The following is a 13,359-nucleotide window of genomic DNA, read 5'->3' as shown; positions in this document are numbered from 1 at the left end:
GGATCATCGGCAGGATTCTGCCCGCGGGCGTGGCCGCGGCCGAGCTGACGCGGTATCCGGAGGAGCTGAAGGCACATCCGGGGGAGGAGCACCTCATCGCGCAGGCCGTGGAGAAGCGGCGTCGCGACTTCATCGGCGCCCGGTACTGCGCCCGCGCGGCGCTGGAACAGCTGGGCGAGCCGCCGGTGGCGATCGGCAAGGGCGAGCGCGGGATGCCGCTGTTCCCGCGCGGCGTCGTGGGCAGCCTCACCCATTGCGACGGCTATCGCGCGGCCGCTCTCGCGCATCGGCTGCGATGGCGGTCGATCGGCATCGACGCCGAACCGCACGACACCCTGCCCGACGGCGTACTCGATTCGGTGAGCCTGCCCGCGGAACGGGAGTGGCTGAAGGGCGCGATCCCCGCGGTCGGGCTGCATCTGGACCGGCTGCTGTTCTGCGCGAAGGAGGCCACCTATAAGGCGTGGTTCCCACTGACGCTGCGGTGGCTCGGGTTCGAGGACGCGCACATCACCTTCACCATCGACGACACCGGTTCCGGCGGTTCCTTCCACAGCCGGATCCTGGTGCCCGGGCAGACCAATGACGGTGGCGCGCCGCTGGTTTCGTTCGACGGGCGCTGGCTGATCAGCGACGGGCTGATCCTGACCGCGATCGTGGCCGGGTGATGGCCGAGACCCGCACCCCGCTGGTCGACCCCTTGGGCGGCATCCTCGTCATCGACAAGGACGGCGGCCGGACCAGTCACGACGTCGTCGCCCGGTGCCGGAAGATATTGCGCACCAAGAAGATCGGCCACGCCGGGACCCTGGATCCGATGGCCACCGGCGTCCTGGTCCTCGGCGTCGAACGCGCCACCAAGATGCTCGGCCTGCTCACCCTCACCACCAAGGCGTACACGGCCACGATCCGCCTCGGCCGATCAACCGTCACCGACGACGCCGAGGGCGAGCCCGTCGCCACCACCGACGCCGCCCACCTCACCGATGCCGAAATCGCCTCCGGCATAACGGCTCTGACCGGCGACATCCAGCAGGTCCCCGCCACCGTCAGCGCCATCAAGATCAACGGCGAACGCGCCTACGCCCGCGCCCGCTCCGGCGAGGACGTCCAACTCGCCGCCCGCCCCGTCACGGTCTCCCGCTTCGACCTCCTGGAACGCCGCGACATCCCCACGGACGCAACGACTTTCGTCGACCTCGACGTCGAGGTCGAATGCACCTCCGGCACCTACATCCGCGCCCTCGCCCGCGACCTCGGCGCCGCCCTCGGCGTCGGCGGCCACCTCACCGCCCTCCGCCGCACCCGCGTCGGCCCCTTCACCCTCGCCCACGCCCGCACCCTCGACCAACTGGCCGAAAACCCCACCCTCAACCTGGACCTCGACGCCGCCGCCACCCTCTCCTTCCCCCACCGCGAAATCTCCCCCCAGGAAGCCGACTCCCTCCGCGACGGCCGCTGGCTATCCCCCATCGGCCTCACCCCCATCCACGCCGCCCGCACCCCCGACGGCAAGGTAATCGCCCTCCTGGAAGAAAAGGGCAAACGCTCCTCCCCGATCTTCGTAGTCCGCCCCCGCGGTTTGATCGACTGACCGGCGAGGCTCCGCCCCCCTCGCCACATCTACTCCCGGCCCCACCGTATCCCGCTGTGGTCCACCGTTTCCCGCTGCGGCCTTTCCTCCTCCCCGCCGCGCCCCCACCCTGTTCCCCGCCGCGCAGCGCAGCGCGATGCGCGGCGGGGACCCTCAAGGCCGACCCCGCAACCTCTCCACCGCATCGTGCATATGGTCGACCAGCAACTTCCGAGCCCGCCCCGGATCCCCACTCCCGATCGCCTCCCGCAGATCCACATGCTCCTGCGCCTGTACCCGTACATCGGCGTAGGTGGTCTCCAAAGCCCCCAGGCACATGCGGGTTTCGATGAACAGCGTGCGCGCGGCCCGCGTCAGCCGGGGGCTGCCCGCGCTCTCGACCAGCGCCTCGTGAAAGCCCTGATCCGCGTCCGACACCCCGGCGGCATCCCCGGCCGCCGCGTACGCGAGCATGGCCGTGACGCTGGATTCCAAAGCGGCGTAAGCGGTTTCGCGTCGCCCGTCGAGGATCAGCTCCAGCGCCCCGCCCTCGAGGGCCGTCCGCGCCCGATACACATCCACCACATCCTCGAGCGACAACTCGATGACGAAGATCCCGCGATGGCGCACGCTGTGCAGCAACCCCTCCGACACCAGCCGCTGCATGGCCTCCCGCACCGGCCCCCGCGACACGTCGAACTGCGCCGCGAGATCCGCCTCCACCAGCTGCGCCCCGGGCGCCAGCGCGCCCCGCGAGATCGCCGTGCGCAGCCGGTCCGCGATCATCTCGGCCGTGGACTGCCGGTTGACCGGCTCGAACTCAATCACCGGCATGGATCAGCCTTTCCGCGAACAATCTCCCCAGACCGGGCGCCGCGTCGGGGACGGCACCGGCCAACCGCAACCCCTCCCAGATGGTGACCTGATTCGCCGTCAGCACCGTCTTCCCCAGCGCCGCTTCCAATTCCGGCAGCACCTCGAGGGTGTGCATGGCGGTGTCGGGTATGAGCAGCGCCTCGGCGTCGGGATGATCGTTGGCCACGGCCAGTTCCAGCACCTGCGGCGCGGTCAACGTCCCCACCTCCGCCGCGGTGCCGATCCCGGCGCTCGACATCGACAGCACCGAAACACCCTCCCGCGCAAGGAATTCCACGAACAGCCGGGCGACATCGTCCGGATAGCTCGCGCACACCGCCACCGACGAGATCCCCAGCGCCCGAGCGGCGTTCACGAACGCGAAACTCGTACTCGACGCCGGAACCCCGGCCGCCTCGGCCAACCCGCGCACCTGCTCTCGCGCCCCGTCCACCCCGTAGACGAAACTCCCCGACGTACACGCCCACACCACCGCGTCCGGCCGCCGCGGCGCGAGCAGCTCCGCCCCCTTCCGCAACTTCTCCGGACTCCCCAGATCCAGCAGCTCCGGCACCGCGTGCAGATCGGTCCCGTAGATGTGCGCCACCGGCAGCTCCACCCCCAGCAGCCCCGCCGCCCGCGGGTAGTCGTCCTCGGCGGCGTGGTCGGGGTAGATGAATCCGATTGTCGCGGTTGACATCCGCACTCCCTTCAGAAGACGTCCTGGAGCCAGCGCCCGGGCCCCATCATGGGTAGTTTCATCCGGCCCAGACAGGCCCACATGGTGAGCTGATTCGCGGTGAGCACCGGTTTGCCGAGCGCCTGCTCGAGCGGTTCGACCACGTCGTAGGTCGGCAGATTGGTGCAGCTGACGAAGATGGCCTGCGAACGCGGATCGTCGGCGTTGAGGATGCGCTCGGCGATGGTGCGGTAGCTGACCTTCCAGATGCCTCCGCCCAGTCCCAGATGGTTCGACCGGATCACCTCGCATCCGGCCTCACCGAGGAACTCGTGCAGCTTGTTGGTGAGGATCTCGTCGTAGGGCGTGATCACCGACAACCGCGTCAGATCCAGCGCCTGGATCGCCTCCACCAACGCCCCCGAGGTGGTCACCGCGTCCCGCGCCCCCGCGCGACGAATGGTGTCGCACAACGACTTCTCGTACGCCAACCCCTTGATGAAGCTGCCCGAGGTGCACAGATACGCGATCACCTCCGGTTCGACGTGCAGCACATTGCGCGTCGCCGCCGTGAGATGCGTTGCGTCCGAGACCAATTCGGCCATCTCCAGCGACACCGGCACCGGCTCGTAGGGGGTGCGCGCCAGATGCAGGCTCACCTCCAGCGGTGCCCAGCGCCACAGTTCCCGTTCCAGGGCCAGGTCGAAGGGGGCGATGATGCCGATACCCCGCTGCGCGACCGGACCGTCGATGTCGGGAAAATTCAGTTCCACGAGGTGGGCCCCTCTCGCGTCCAGCCGGTAGTCCTCCGCACACGATCGGATTGTTGACAATCATACGATGCGTTCATAATGTGTCAATATGGTTGAGGGCCCGACAGTCACCGTACTGCACGACGGCGCCCGGCCCGACGCGACGCTCATGGGCCCGGTGGCCGACCGAGCCACGATCCGTCACGCCACCTCCGACGAACTCGCCGCGGCGCTGCCCGGCGCCGACGTCCTGTTCGTGTACGACTTTCTGAGCACCGCGGTCCCGGCCGCCTGGCCCGCCGCCGACCGGCTGCGTTGGGTGCATGTGGGCGCGACCGGTGTCGACGCGGTGATGTTCGACGAACTCGTCGCGAGTGAGGTCGTCGTCACCAATACCCGCGGCATCTTCGACCGTCCCATCGCCGAATACGTGCTCGCCCAGATCCTCAACTTCGCCAAGGACCTGCCCGAATCGCAACGGCTGCAACGACAGCACGTCTGGCGGCACCGCGAATCCGAAAGGATCGCGGGCGCATCGGTTCTCGTCGTGGGTACCGGACCGATCGGCCGGGCCATCGCGCGGCTGCTGCGTGCCGTCGGTATGCGGGTGCGCGGTCTGGGCCGCACGGCCCGCACCGGCGACCCCGATTTCGGCACGGTCGGCATCGATCTGTTCGCGGAGTTGCCGCAGGCCGACTACGTGGTGGCGGTCGCACCGCTCACCGCGGCGACCCGGCACATGTTCGACGCGCGCGCGTTCGCCGCGATGAAGCCACATGCCCGTTTCATCAACGTCGGTCGTGGGGAACTAGTAGTGACAGACGATCTCGTCGCCGCTCTGCGCGCCCGTGCGTTGGCGGGCGCGGCGCTCGATGTCGTCGATCCCGAGCCGTTGCCGCCAGGGCACGCGCTGTGGGATCTGCCCGATGTCCATGTCACCCCCCACAATTCCGGCGACTTCTTCGGCTGGCGCGACGAGATCGTCTCCGTGTTCGCGGACAACTTCCGGAAGTGGATCGACGGCCGGCCACTCGACAACGTGGTCGACAAGCGGCTGGGTTACGTACCCGGCTGAAAGGGAGTCAGCTATGGCCCACCCCGACAAGGAACTGCCCACCGATCCCGCGGCGATGACCGCGGTCGAGCTGGTCACCGCCTATTCCTCCGGCACCCTGTCGCCGGTGGAGGCGACGAGATCGGTGCTCGACGCCATCACCGAACGCGACGGCGCGCTCAACGCGTACTGTCTGGTCGATCCGGAACGAGCCCTGGTGCAGGCCAAGGAATCCGAGGCGCGCTGGCATTCCGGTCACGTGCAGGGCCTGCTGGACGGGGTGCCGATCTCGATCAAGGACATCTTCCTGACCGAGGGCTGGCCGACCCGCCGCGGTTCCACCTCCATCGAGGCGGATGTGCCGTGGCCGCTGGACAGTCCGGTCACCGCGCGGCTGCGCGAGGACGGCATGGTGTTCCTCGGCAAGACGACCACGCCCGAGCTGGCGTGGAAGGCGGTCACCGACAGCCCGCTCACCGGCGTCACCCGCAACCCGGCCGACCCCTCGAAGACCTCCGGCGGTTCGTCGGGCGGCAGCGCGGCGGCGGTCGCGGCCGGGATGGGTCCGGTGTCGGTGGGCACGGACGGCGGTGGGAGCGTGCGCATTCCGGCGTCGTTCTGCGGCATCGTGGGTTTCAAGCCGACCCACGGACGCATCCCGCTGTATCCCGCGAGCCCGTTCGGCCCACTCGCCCACGCCGGTCCCATGACCCGCACGGTCGAGGACGCGGCCCTGCTCATGGACATCCTCGCCCTGCCCGACCCGCGCGACCCCACCGCGCTCGCCCCGCCGCTGACCACCTTCCGCGGCCAGTTGCAGCGCGACGTGCGCGGGCTGACCGTCGCCTACTCGGCCACCCTCGGCTACGTCGAGGTGGATCCGGAGGTGGCGTCCGTGGTCGAGGCCGCCGTCACCCGGCTGGGCGAGGCGGGCCTGCGAGTTCTGCACGCGGACCCCGGTTTTCGCGATCCGCTCGAGGCGTTCGAGCAGATGTGGGCGGCGGGCGCGGCGACCATGCTGTCGAAATTCCCGGAAGGATCGCGGGACCGGGTCGATCCGGGCCTGGGCGAGATCTGGGACCGCGGCCGCGAACTCTCCGCGGTGGACTACCTCGACGCCCGCGCCGTCGCCGCCGAGGTCGGCATCGTCATGGGCGCCTTCCACACCGCCCACGACGTGCTCATCACCCCGACGGTCCCGATCCCCGCGTTCGAGGCGGGCCACGACGTGCCCCCGGGCAGCGGCCTGCGCAGCTGGCCCGAGTGGACCCCGTTCACCTACCCGTTCAACCTGACCCAGCAGCCCGCCATCAGCATTCCGGTCGGGACGACGTCGGACGGGCTGCCGGTGGGCATGCAGATCGTGGGGCCGCGGCATTCGGACGATCTGGTGCTGGCGCTGGCGCGGTTCGCGGAATTGGTTCTGGCGGAATGAGTTTCGGGCGGTGCACGACCATCGTGCACCGCCCGATCGTTCGCTAGTCGGCGCGGGCGAAGGCGAGGGTCTCGCCCTCGACGCCGCGCAGCCACAGGTTGTTGCAGGCCGTCGCCAGGTCCGGCAGGCCCTCTTCGATCGTGGCGAAGACGCTGCCGGGCACCCAGCCCAGATCGCCGTTGATCAGCAGGTTGTTGCGTCCGTAGAAGAGTGCCAGGTCGGTGGCGCCCTGGGCGTCGTGGGCGGCGGAGCCGGGTTCGTAGCCGTAGGCGGGGTTGCCGATCTCCCACGGCTCGAAATCGAACAGGCACACATCGCCGGGAATCGGTGTGACCGTGGGGTTTTCGCGGCGCGGGGCGGCGGTGATGCGGGGGACGAGGGTGTAGACCTCGTTGCGGGCGTATTTGGCGTGGAAGGCGTCGCCCTCCTGCGGGAGCGCGTTCCAGACGGCCTCGCAGGTGTGCGGGGCGTCCTCGTCGAGCAGGCGGGCGCGGCAGGTCACGCCCGCCTTGGTGAGGGTGATGGTGATGTAGCGAGGCATTCGTAATCTCCTGTCCCGGTTCACAATTCGTCGAGGACGGCGGACCAGACGGCGAGCGCGTCGTCGACCTGTTCGGCCGTCACGACCAGCGGCGGAATCATGCGCACGACATTCATGTGCGCCCCGCAGGTCAGCAACAGCATGCCCTTCTCGACCGCGAGACGCTGCGCGGACGACGCGGTCTCGGTATCGGGTTCGCCTGTGGCGGTGACGAATTCGGCCCCCACCATGAGTCCCAGCCCGCGCACGTCGCCGATCGCCTTGGTGGCCCGGTCGCGCACGCCGGTCAGCAGTTGCCGCCCGCGCTCGGCGGCGTTCTCCACCAGCCCCTCGGATTCGATGACGTCGATGGTGGCCAGCGCCGCCGCGCACGCGACCGCGTTGCCGCCGTAGGTCCCGCCCTGCGAACCCGGCCACGCCTTGGCCATCAACTCGCGCGAGGCGGCGATACCGGAGATCGGGAACCCGCTCGCCAGTCCCTTGGCGATGGTGATGATGTCGGGCTTGACGTCGAAATGCTGATGCCCGAAGAACTTTCCGGTGCGCCCGAACCCGGTCTGGATCTCGTCGAACACCAGCAGAATGCCGTGCCGATCGGCCCGCTCGCGCAGTCCTTGGAAGAAGCGGGTGTTGCCCGGAATGTAGCCGCCCTCGCCGAGCACCGGCTCGACGACGAACGCCGCCGTCTCCGCCGGGGAGGTGAGCGTGGTCAGCAGATAGTCCAGCTCGCGCAGGGCGAAATCCGTAGCCTGCTCCTCACTCCACCCGTACCGATAGGCGGTCGGGAACGGCGCGACGTGCACCCCGGACATGAGCGGGCTGAACCCGGCCGAGAACCGCGTCCCGGAGGTCGTCATGGTCGCCGCCGCGACCGTCCGCCCGTGGAAACCACCATGGAACACAACGACATTCGGACGCCCGGTCGCCTGCCGCGACAGCCGCAGCGCCGCCTCCACCGCCTCGCTACCGGAGTTGGCGAAGAAGATCGAGTCCAGCCCCTCGGGCAGCACCGTCCCCAACCGCTCGACCAGCGCGAGCATCGGCTTGTGCATGACGGTCGTGTACTGCCCGTGAATGAGGCTGCCGACCTGCGCCCGCGCCGCCTCCACGACCTTCGGATGGCAGTGCCCCGTACTGGTCACCCCGATGCCGGCCGTGAAGTCGAGATAGCGCCTGCCGTCGGTGGCGTAGAGGTAGCAGCCCTCGCCGTGGTCGACGGTGATCGGAGTGGCCTGCTTCAGAACGGGTGATAGGGCCGTCATGGTGATCCGCCTCCCGGAGACGAGGAGATTGTCTATTGTCTGATTGTCGACAATATGCATAACATGGCGAGCGGGACAGCGGCAATGGGTGAGGAGCGCGCGATGACGCAGACCGACAGTCTCGACCGGACCGAGCGGGCCGCGATCGACAGCGTGCCCACCGGATTGTTCATCGGTGGGCAGTGGCGGGACACGGCGGCGACCATGCCGGTCGACGACCCGTCGACCGGGCAGGTGCTGTGCCGGGTGGCAGACGCCGGGCCCGAGGACGGTCTCGCCGCCCTGGCCGCCGCGGCCGCCGCGCAACGGGATTGGGCGCGCACTTCGCCACGGGAACGCAGCGAGATCTTGATGCGCGCGCACCGCCGTCTGCTCGAGGATGTCGATCGGCTGGCATTGATCGCGACCCTGGAGATGGGCAAGCCGCTGGCCGAGGCGCGCGGCGAGATCGCGTACGCCGCCGAGTTCTTCCGCTGGTTCGCCGAGGAGGCGGTACGGCTCGACGGCGGGTACATGCCCGCGCCCACAGGCGGATCACGGTTCCTGGTCACGCGGCAGCCGGTCGGGCCGAGTCTGCTGATCACCCCATGGAACTTCCCGATGGCGATGGGCACGCGCAAGATCGGCCCGGCGTTGGCGGCCGGCTGCACGTGTGTGGTGAAACCCGCCGAGCAGACGCCGCTGTGCACCTTGGCCCTGGCCGAGATACTGCGCGAGTGCGGAGTGCCTGCGGGAGTCGTGAACGTCGTCACCACCGCCGATCCCGGGGCGCTGATGACGCCGCTGATCCTCGACGAACGCTCGCGGAAGCTGTCGTTCACCGGGTCGACGGCGGTGGGGAAGGTCTTGTTGGAGCGGTGCGCCCGCACGGTCATGCGCACGTCGATGGAGTTGGGCGGGAATGCCCCGTTCATCGTGTTCGCGGACGCGGATCTCGATGCCGCGATCGACGGGGTGATGGCGGCGAAGATGCGCAATATCGGGCAGGCGTGCACGGCGGCCAACCGAATCCTCGTGCAGCGGGAGGTTTTCGAGGAGTTCGCCGGGCGGCTGGCCGCGCGGATGGGGGAGCTGCCGATGGGGCGGGGGACCGAGCCGGGGGTGGTGGTCGGGCCGCTGATCGATGCGGACGCGGTGGGCAAGGTCAGCGAGTTGGTGGCCGATGCCCGCGCCCGTGGTGCCCGGGTTCTGGTGGGCGGCGTGCCCGTCGAAGGCCCCGGGAACTTCTATCCCGCAACCGTTTTGGTGGACGTCCCAGACGACGCCGCGATGTGCGGCACCGAGATCTTCGGCCCCGTCGCCGCGCTCGCCCCCTTCGACACCGAAGACGAGGTCGTCCAGCGCGCCAACGACACCCCCTACGGCCTGGTCGCCTACGTCTACACCGAGAACCTCCGCCGCGGCCTGCGCGTCTGCGAGGCGTTGGAAACCGGCATGGTCGGCCTGAATCAAGGCGTGGTCTCCAATCCCGCCGCCCCCTTCGGCGGGGTGAAGGAATCCGGTTTGGGCCGCGAGGGCGGCCTGGTCGGCATCGATGAATTCCTCGAACTCAAATACATCGGAGTGCAGCTGTGACCTATTCGATCGCCACGATCCCCGGCGACGGCATCGGCGTGGATGTCACCGCCGAGGCCGTCAAGGTCCTGGACGCTGTTCTGCCCGGCATCTCGTGGATCGAATTCGATTGGTCCTGTGAGCAATACCTGCGCACGGGGGCGATGATGCCGTCGGATGGTCCATCGCAACTCGCCGGGTTCGATGCGATTCTGCTTGGTGCGGTGGGCTTTCCGGGCGTGCCCGACCATATCTCGTTGTGGGGCTTGCTGATTCCGTTGCGGCGCGCTTTCTCTCAATACGTGAACTTGCGCCCGGTCCGTCTACTACCCGGCACCCGATCCGCCCTCGCCGACCGTACCGCCGAGGACCTGGACATCCTCATCGTGCGCGAGAACTCCGAGGGCGAGTACTCGGAGATCGGCGGCATCCACAATCCCGGGCGGGCCGAGGAATTCGTGCTTCAGGAGTCGGTGTTCACGCGGGTGGGTTGCGAGCGGATCATCCGGTACGGGTTCGAGCGAGCCCGGGAGCGTGGCGGGAAGCTGTGCTCGGCAACCAAGTCGAATGGGCTGATCCACTCTATGCCGTACTGGGACAGTGTTTTCGAGCGGATTGCCGCCGAGTATCCGGACGTCGAGACTCGTCAGATGCATGTGGATGCGCTGGCCGCCGAAATCGTGCTGCACCCCGATCGGCTGGATGTGATCGTCGCCTCGAACCTGTTCGGCGACATCCTCTCCGACTTGGCCGCCGCCGTGACGGGCGGCCTCGGCCTCGCGCCCTCCGGCAATATCAACCCTTCCCGCGAGGCACCGTCGATGTTCGAGGCCGTCCACGGCAGCGCCCCCGATATCGCCGGTCAGGGGATCGCGAACCCGATTGCCCAGATTCTCACCGGGGCAATGCTTTTGGATCATCTGGGCGAGCACGACGCCGCCGCCGCGGTGGACCGCGCGGTCTGCGAGGTACTGGCCGAGGGAAGCGTCCGTACTCCTGATCTCGGTGGAACGAACACCACCAGCGAGGTCGGAACGGCGATCGCGAAGCGAGGTGCCGAAATCGCCCCAACCGGGTGAAAGCTGTTCGAACCGAAGTGATCCATCCGCATAACCACCCATGACGTCGGAAGAAGATTGACCGAACTCGATTTCGATCTTGCGCAGGATATCGATCGTATCGCGGCGGCTGGTGGGGCGACGTCGGTCGTAGACAGGTGACGGCACGTAGATTCATCGGCAATATGCCGCGAGGGTGGAAACGCGGGGCCCGGGGTCAGTGCACCCCGCGGCGTTTGTCGGCGCGGCGGCGCATTTCGGCTGCGGCGGTGCGCATTTCGGGGGTGATCTTGAAGTGGCCGCCCCATTCGTTGAGGTCGTCGGGGCCGTATTCGGGGACGGGGAGGATTTGGCGGAGGAGTTTGTCGGGGAGGCCGCGGCGTTGCCATTCGCGGGGGTAGCCGAGGGAGACCTCTTCGAAGCGGACGCCGTCGTAGAAGGTGGTGCGGGGGATGTGGAGGTGGCCGTAGACGGAGCAGACCACGTTGTAGGTGGTGTGCCAGTCGGCGGTCAGGTCGGTGCCGCACCACAGGGCGAACTCGGGGTAGAACAGCATCCGGGTGGCCTCGCGGACCAGCGGGAAGTGGTTGATCAGGACCAGCGGGGTGTCCGGTTCGAGGGCGTTGAGGCGGCGCTCGGTGTACTGGACGCGGGCGTGACACCAGGCGTCGCGGGTGACGTAGGGCTCCGAGGACAGCAGGAACTCGTCGGTGGCGACCACATTGCGGTCGCGGGCCACGCTCAGGGCCTGGGCCTTGGTGATGGTGCCCTCGGGCCGCCACGAGTAGTCGTAGAGCACGAACATCGGGACCAGGGTCACGCGGCCGCCGTACTGCTCGGCACCCGCGCCCTCCCACACCGGGTACGGGTCCTCGGGGGTGAGCACGTCCAGATCCCGGCACATGGACACCAGATAGTCGTAGCGCGCGGCCCCGTGCATCTGCACCGGATCCTTGGACGTGGTCCACAGCTCGTGGTTGCCGGGCACCCAGATGACCCGGGCAAAGCGCTCGCGCAGGATCTTCAGCGCCCAGCGGATGTCGTCGGAGCGCTCCCCCACGTCCCCGGCCACGATGAGCCAGTCCTCGGGCGAATCCGGTCGAATGCCCTCGACCACCGGCTTGTTGCCCTGGTGACCGACGTGGATATCGCTCACCGCCATCAACTTCGGTACCACGCGGCACAACCCTCTCTGCTCGTCGTCTCGGTCCAGACTCCCACGCCCGACGATCACCCGGACGATCGAGGCACCTCCGCGCCCACCCGAGCCCAGTGTCCGGACAGCGCCCGCGCGCCGACGGCCACCAGTCTCAGCAGCATGAACGCGCTCAGACCCGACCAGATTCCGGCCACGCCCCAATCCAGGATCAACGCCAGCCAGATCAGCGGCAGGAACCCGATCAGGCCCGCGCCCATCGTCGTATTGCGCAGATAGGCGGCGTCGCCCGCGCCGAGCAGGACCCCGTCGAGCGCGAAGACCACCCCGGCGGCGGGCAGCACCGCGACGAAGAACCACCAGATGACATGCGCCCGATCGAGCACCGCGGCGTCGCCGGTGAACAGTTCGGGGATCGCCCGGTATCCGGCGGCGAAGATCACGGCGAGCACGATCGAGAAGATGGTCGACCACAGCGTCACCCGAGCGGCCAGCCGTCGCGCGCCGCGTTCGTCGCCCGAGCCGAGGGCCGCACCGGTCAGGGTCTGGGCGGCGATGGCCAGCGAATCCAGCGTCAGCGCAAGGAAATTCCACAACTGCAACACCAGCTGATGCGCCGCCACCGACGCCGCGCCGAACCGCGACGCCACCGCGCCCGCCGAGACGAAGCACGCCTGGAACGCCAGACTCCGCACGATCAGATCGCGGCCGAGCACGAGCTGGGCGCGCATCACCTCAGGCCGGGGTGACAGCGAAACCCGTTGCCGCACCAGGGCATTGAGAAACAGCGCCGCCGAGACCACCTGCCCGGCCACATTCGCCACCGCCGAACCGGCCAGCCCCAGCCGCGGCGCACCCAGCAGCCCGTGCACCAGGACCGGACACAGTACGGCCGAAAGCGCCAGTCCCGCAATGACATACACCAACGGCCGCCGCGTCTGCTGCACCCCGCGCAACCACCCGTTGCCCGCCATCGTCACCAGGATCAACGGCACCCCGAACAGCGCGATGCGCAACCAGCCCAGCGCCTCGTCCGCGATCTCGCCGCCGCCCGCGAGCACGCGGGTCACCGGGCCCGCGAAGACCTGGAGCAGCACGACGATCAGCAGGCCGATCCCGATCGCGATCCAGCTGGCCTGCACGCCCTCCCCCACCGCGCCGCGCTCGTCCCCGGCGCCATGTCTTCGGGCCGAACGCGCGGTCGTCCCGTAACTGAGGAACGTCAGTTGCGTGCTGACCTGTCCCAGGATCAGGCCGCCCACGGCCAGGCCCGCCAAGGCCAGCGCGCCCAGCCGTCCCACCACCGCCATATCGAACAGCAGGTAAATCGGTTCGGCGACAAGCACACCCAGCGTCGGAACGGCGATGCCGAGAATGCGCCGCGGCCCCACCCGTTCGGGATCGATCGACTCCACCGCCGCGCTCATGCACCCCTCCCGT

General features: G+C 68.8%; 13 protein-coding genes. 6 read left to right on the top strand and 7 right to left on the bottom strand.

Going from position 1 to position 13,359, the window contains the following annotated elements; genetic code table 11:
* The first annotated feature begins 2 nt into the window (after positions 1–2).
* Both npt and truB read left to right on the top strand, forming a co-directional pair.
* Complete coding sequence (gene npt, locus ACFYTQ_RS01855) at positions 3–668, top strand: 4'-phosphopantetheinyl transferase Npt (RefSeq protein ID WP_387356993.1); 666 nt, start codon at positions 3–5, stop codon at positions 666–668.
* Positions 668–1,594, top strand: coding sequence for a tRNA pseudouridine(55) synthase TruB (truB, locus tag ACFYTQ_RS01850; protein ID WP_387356991.1), 927 nt, complete (start codon positions 668–670; stop codon positions 1,592–1,594). The genes npt and truB overlap by 1 nt, the downstream gene beginning before the upstream one ends.
* Before the next feature lie 153 nt (positions 1,595–1,747).
* Here the strand turns inward: truB and ACFYTQ_RS01845 are convergent, their stop codons facing one another.
* The 3 genes from ACFYTQ_RS01845 to ACFYTQ_RS01835 are packed head-to-tail and all read right to left on the bottom strand — an operon-like array spanning position 1,748 to position 3,880.
* On the bottom strand, positions 1,748–2,407 hold the full coding sequence (locus ACFYTQ_RS01845) for a GntR family transcriptional regulator (RefSeq protein ID WP_387356227.1): 660 nt from the start codon (positions 2,405–2,407) through the stop codon (positions 1,748–1,750).
* Positions 2,394–3,128 carry a maleate cis-trans isomerase gene (locus ACFYTQ_RS01840; RefSeq protein ID WP_387356226.1) on the bottom strand — a complete coding sequence of 245 codons (735 nt, stop codon included), beginning with the start codon at positions 3,126–3,128 and terminating at the stop codon, positions 2,394–2,396. Before ACFYTQ_RS01840 ends, ACFYTQ_RS01845 begins: the two co-directional genes overlap by 14 nt.
* Positions 3,129–3,139: 11 nt before the next feature.
* Positions 3,140–3,880 (bottom strand): Asp/Glu/hydantoin racemase, encoded by a 741-nt coding sequence (locus tag ACFYTQ_RS01835; RefSeq protein ID WP_387356225.1) that lies wholly within the window; start codon positions 3,878–3,880, stop codon positions 3,140–3,142.
* A gap of 88 nt (positions 3,881–3,968) precedes the next feature.
* Here ACFYTQ_RS01835 and ACFYTQ_RS01830 point away from each other — a divergent pair, with 88 nt between their 5' ends.
* Both ACFYTQ_RS01830 and ACFYTQ_RS01825 read left to right on the top strand, forming a co-directional pair.
* Positions 3,969–4,934 carry a D-2-hydroxyacid dehydrogenase gene (locus ACFYTQ_RS01830; protein ID WP_387356223.1) on the top strand — a complete coding sequence of 322 codons (966 nt, stop codon included), beginning with the start codon at positions 3,969–3,971 and terminating at the stop codon, positions 4,932–4,934.
* A 13-nt stretch (positions 4,935–4,947) separates the two neighbouring features.
* Positions 4,948–6,348 carry an amidase gene (locus ACFYTQ_RS01825; RefSeq protein ID WP_387356221.1) on the top strand — a complete coding sequence of 467 codons (1,401 nt, stop codon included), beginning with the start codon at positions 4,948–4,950 and terminating at the stop codon, positions 6,346–6,348.
* A 43-nt stretch (positions 6,349–6,391) separates the two neighbouring features.
* On the opposite strand, the gene ACFYTQ_RS01820 is transcribed toward ACFYTQ_RS01825, so the two are convergent.
* Positions 6,392–6,889, bottom strand: a complete 498-nt coding sequence (locus tag ACFYTQ_RS01820) for a DUF3830 family protein (protein ID WP_387356219.1) — start codon at positions 6,887–6,889, stop codon at positions 6,392–6,394.
* A 20-nt stretch (positions 6,890–6,909) separates the two neighbouring features.
* Complete coding sequence (locus tag ACFYTQ_RS01815; protein ID WP_387356217.1) at positions 6,910–8,151, bottom strand: aspartate aminotransferase family protein; 1,242 nt, start codon at positions 8,149–8,151, stop codon at positions 6,910–6,912.
* A 102-nt stretch (positions 8,152–8,253) separates the two neighbouring features.
* Here ACFYTQ_RS01815 and ACFYTQ_RS01810 point away from each other — a divergent pair, with 102 nt between their 5' ends.
* Positions 8,254–9,726, top strand: coding sequence for an NAD-dependent succinate-semialdehyde dehydrogenase (locus ACFYTQ_RS01810; protein WP_387356215.1), 1,473 nt, complete (start codon positions 8,254–8,256; stop codon positions 9,724–9,726).
* Positions 9,723–10,784 (top strand): tartrate dehydrogenase, encoded by a 1,062-nt coding sequence (locus tag ACFYTQ_RS01805; RefSeq protein ID WP_387356213.1) that lies wholly within the window; start codon positions 9,723–9,725, stop codon positions 10,782–10,784. The genes ACFYTQ_RS01810 and ACFYTQ_RS01805 overlap by 4 nt, the downstream gene beginning before the upstream one ends.
* 196 nt (positions 10,785–10,980) lie before the next feature.
* On the opposite strand, the gene ACFYTQ_RS01800 is transcribed toward ACFYTQ_RS01805, so the two are convergent.
* A complete protein-coding gene (locus ACFYTQ_RS01800) occupies positions 10,981–11,940 on the bottom strand; it encodes a metallophosphoesterase family protein (RefSeq protein ID WP_387356211.1) in 960 nt (319 codons plus the stop codon).
* A 53-nt stretch (positions 11,941–11,993) separates the two neighbouring features.
* Positions 11,994–13,346, bottom strand: coding sequence for an MATE family efflux transporter (locus ACFYTQ_RS01795; RefSeq protein WP_387356209.1), 1,353 nt, complete (start codon positions 13,344–13,346; stop codon positions 11,994–11,996).
* Positions 13,347–13,359 lie beyond the last annotated feature (13 nt).

Origin of the sequence: Nocardia sp. NPDC004068, from assembly GCF_042874315.1 — a bacterium.
Classification (GTDB): Bacteria; Actinomycetota; Actinomycetes; order Mycobacteriales; family Mycobacteriaceae; genus Nocardia.
This window is presented reverse-complemented; position numbering and strand designations above follow the sequence as displayed.

What these genes read in the sequence shown, in the direction of transcription:
- truB (WP_387356991.1), top strand. Translation starts at nt 668, where the DNA reads ATGGCCGAGACCCGCACCCCGCTGGTCGACCCCTTGGGCGGCATCCTC.
- ACFYTQ_RS01845 (WP_387356227.1), bottom strand. Translation starts at nt 2,407, where the DNA reads ATGCCGGTGATTGAGTTCGAGCCGGTCAACCGGCAGTCCACGGCCGAG.
- ACFYTQ_RS01840 (WP_387356226.1), bottom strand. Translation starts at nt 3,128, where the DNA reads ATGTCAACCGCGACAATCGGATTCATCTACCCCGACCACGCCGCCGAG.
- ACFYTQ_RS01830 (WP_387356223.1), top strand. Translation starts at nt 3,969, where the DNA reads ATGGTTGAGGGCCCGACAGTCACCGTACTGCACGACGGCGCCCGGCCC.
- ACFYTQ_RS01825 (WP_387356221.1), top strand. Translation starts at nt 4,948, where the DNA reads ATGGCCCACCCCGACAAGGAACTGCCCACCGATCCCGCGGCGATGACC.
- ACFYTQ_RS01820 (WP_387356219.1), bottom strand. Translation starts at nt 6,889, where the DNA reads ATGCCTCGCTACATCACCATCACCCTCACCAAGGCGGGCGTGACCTGC.
- ACFYTQ_RS01815 (WP_387356217.1), bottom strand. Translation starts at nt 8,151, where the DNA reads ATGACGGCCCTATCACCCGTTCTGAAGCAGGCCACTCCGATCACCGTC.
- ACFYTQ_RS01810 (WP_387356215.1), top strand. Translation starts at nt 8,254, where the DNA reads ATGACGCAGACCGACAGTCTCGACCGGACCGAGCGGGCCGCGATCGAC.
- ACFYTQ_RS01795 (WP_387356209.1), bottom strand. Translation starts at nt 13,346, where the DNA reads ATGAGCGCGGCGGTGGAGTCGATCGATCCCGAACGGGTGGGGCCGCGG.